This window comes from Bacillus sp. SIMBA_026 (assembly GCF_046535335.1).
In the GTDB taxonomy this organism is placed as follows: Bacteria; Bacillota; Bacilli; order Bacillales; family Bacillaceae; genus Bacillus; species Bacillus velezensis.
The window spans coordinates 1-3025 of the sequence record NZ_JAWRWX010000012.1 but is presented as its reverse complement, the minus strand read 5'-3'; the positions used below and the strand labels follow the sequence as shown (position 1 = coordinate 3025).

Below are 3025 nucleotides of genomic sequence, written 5' to 3'. Positions count from 1 at the left end.
TAAGCATACATTCAAATTGGTTAAGTCCTCGATCGATTAGTATCTGTCAGCTCCATGTGTCGCCACACTTCCACCTCAGACCTATCAACCTGATCATCTTTCAGGGATCTTACTTCCTTGCGGAATGGGAAATCTCATCTTGAGGGGGGCTTCATGCTTAGATGCTTTCAGCACTTATCCCGTCCGCACATAGCTACCCAGCGATGCCCTTGGCAGAACAACTGGTACACCAGCGGTGCGTCCATCCCGGTCCTCTCGTACTAAGGACAGCTCCTCTCAAATTTCCTGCGCCCGCGACGGATAGGGACCGAACTGTCTCACGACGTTCTGAACCCAGCTCGCGTACCGCTTTAATGGGCGAACAGCCCAACCCTTGGGACCGACTACAGCCCCAGGATGCGATGAGCCGACATCGAGGTGCCAAACCTCCCCGTCGATGTGGACTCTTGGGGGAGATAAGCCTGTTATCCCCGGGGTAGCTTTTATCCGTTGAGCGATGGCCCTTCCATGCGGAACCACCGGATCACTAAGCCCGACTTTCGTCCCTGCTCGACTTGTAGGTCTCGCAGTCAAGCTCCCTTGTGCCTTTACACTCTGCGAATGATTTCCAACCATTCTGAGGGAACCTTTGGGCGCCTCCGTTACCTTTTAGGAGGCGACCGCCCCAGTCAAACTGCCCACCTGACACTGTCTCCCCGCCCGATAAGGGCGGCGGGTTAGAAGGTCAATACAGCCAGGGTAGTATCCCACCGATGCCTCCACCGAAGCTGGCGCTCCGGTTTCCAAGGCTCCTACCTATCCTGTACAAGCTGTACCAACATTCAATATCAGGCTGCAGTAAAGCTCCACGGGGTCTTTCCGTCCTGTCGCGGGTAACCTGCATCTTCACAGGTACTATAATTTCACCGAGTCTCTCGTTGAGACAGTGCCCAGATCGTTGCGCCTTTCGTGCGGGTCGGAACTTACCCGACAAGGAATTTCGCTACCTTAGGACCGTTATAGTTACGGCCGCCGTTTACTGGGGCTTCAATTCGCACCTTCGCTTACGCTAAGCGCTCCTCTTAACCTTCCAGCACCGGGCAGGCGTCAGCCCCTATACTTCGCCTTACGGCTTCGCAGAGACCTGTGTTTTTGCTAAACAGTCGCCTGGGCCTATTCACTGCGGCTCTCTCGGGCTTGCACCCTAACAGAGCACCCCTTCTCCCGAAGTTACGGGGTCATTTTGCCGAGTTCCTTAACGAGAGTTCTCTCGATCACCTTAGGATTCTCTCCTCGCCTACCTGTGTCGGTTTGCGGTACGGGCACCTCTCACCTCGCTAGAGGCTTTTCTTGGCAGTGTGGAATCAGGAACTTCGCTACTATAATTCGCTCGCCATCACAGCTCAGCCTTCACGGGAAACGGATTTGCCTATTTCCCAGCCTAACTGCTTGGACGCGGATATCCAATACCGCGCTTACCCTATCCTCCTGCGTCCCCCCATTGCTCAAATGGTGAGGAGGTGGTACAGGAATATCAACCTGTTATCCATCGCCTACGCCTTTCGGCCTCGGCTTAGGTCCCGACTAACCCTGAGCGGACGAGCCTTCCTCAGGAAACCTTAGGCATTCGGTGGAGGGGATTCTCACCCCTCTTTCGCTACTCATACCGGCATTCTCACTTCTAAGCGCTCCACAAGTCCTTCCGGTCTTGCTTCACAGCCCTTAGAACGCTCTCCTACCACTGTTCGAAGAACAGTCCGCAGCTTCGGTGATACGTTTAGCCCCGGTACATTTTCGGCGCAGAGTCACTCGACCAGTGAGCTATTACGCACTCTTTAAATGGTGGCTGCTTCTAAGCCAACATCCTGGTTGTCTAAGCAACTCCACATCCTTTTCCACTTAACGTATACTTTGGGACCTTAGCTGGCGGTCTGGGCTGTTTCCCTTTCGACTACGGATCTTATCACTCGCAGTCTGACTCCCAAGGATAAGTCATCGGCATTCGGAGTTTGACTGAATTCGGTAACCCGGTAGGGGCCCCTAGTCCAATCAGTGCTCTACCTCCGAGACTCTTACCTTGAGGCTAGCCCTAAAGCTATTTCGGAGAGAACCAGCTATCTCCAGGTTCGATTGGCATTTCACCCCTACCCACACCTCATCCCCGCACTTTTCAACGTGCGTGGGTTCGGGCCTCCATTCAGTGTTACCTGAACTTCACCCTGGACATGGGTAGATCACCTGGTTTCGGGTCTACGACCACGTACTCAATTCGCCCTATTCAGACTCGCTTTCGCTGCGGCTCCGCATCTTCTGCTTAACCTTGCACGGGATCGTAACTCGCCGGTTCATTCTACAAAAGGCACGCCATCACCCGTTAACGGGCTCTGACTACTTGTAGGCACACGGTTTCAGGATCTCTTTCACTCCCCTTCCGGGGTGCTTTTCACCTTTCCCTCACGGTACTGGTTCACTATCGGTCACTAGGGAGTATTTAGCCTTGGGAGATGGTCCTCCCGGATTCCGACGGAATTTCACGTGTTCCGCCGTACTCAGGATCCACTCAGGAGAGAACGAAGTTTTGACTACAGGGCTGTTACCTTCTATGGCGGGCCTTTCCAGACCTCTTCATCTACCTCGTTCCTTTGTAACTCCGTACAGAGTGTCCTACAACCCCAAGAGGCAAGCCTCTTGGTTTGGGCTGGTCCCGTTTCGCTCGCCGCTACTCAGGGAATCGCATTTGCTTTCTCTTCCTCCGGGTACTTAGATGTTTCAGTTCCCCGGGTCTGCCTTCTCATATCCTATGTATTCAGATATGGATACCACTCCATTACGAGTGGTGGGTTTCCCCATTCGGAAATCTCCGGATCAAAGCTTGCTTACAGCTCCCCGAAGCATATCGGTGTTCGTCCCGTCCTTCATCGGCTCCTAGTGCCAAGGCATCCACCGTGCGCCCTTTCTAACTTAACCGTTAAAAAGAATCACTACGTGATATCTTGCATTACTAATTGAATGTGAATTACTTCTGTTATCTAGTTTTCAAAGAACA

At 53.1% G+C, this 3025-nt stretch carries 1 rRNA gene; it reads right to left on the bottom strand.

The features are described from left to right. Positions 1–16: 16 nt before the first annotated feature. Positions 17–2946, bottom strand: a 23S ribosomal RNA gene (locus SB847_RS20375). Positions 2947–3025 lie beyond the last annotated feature (79 nt).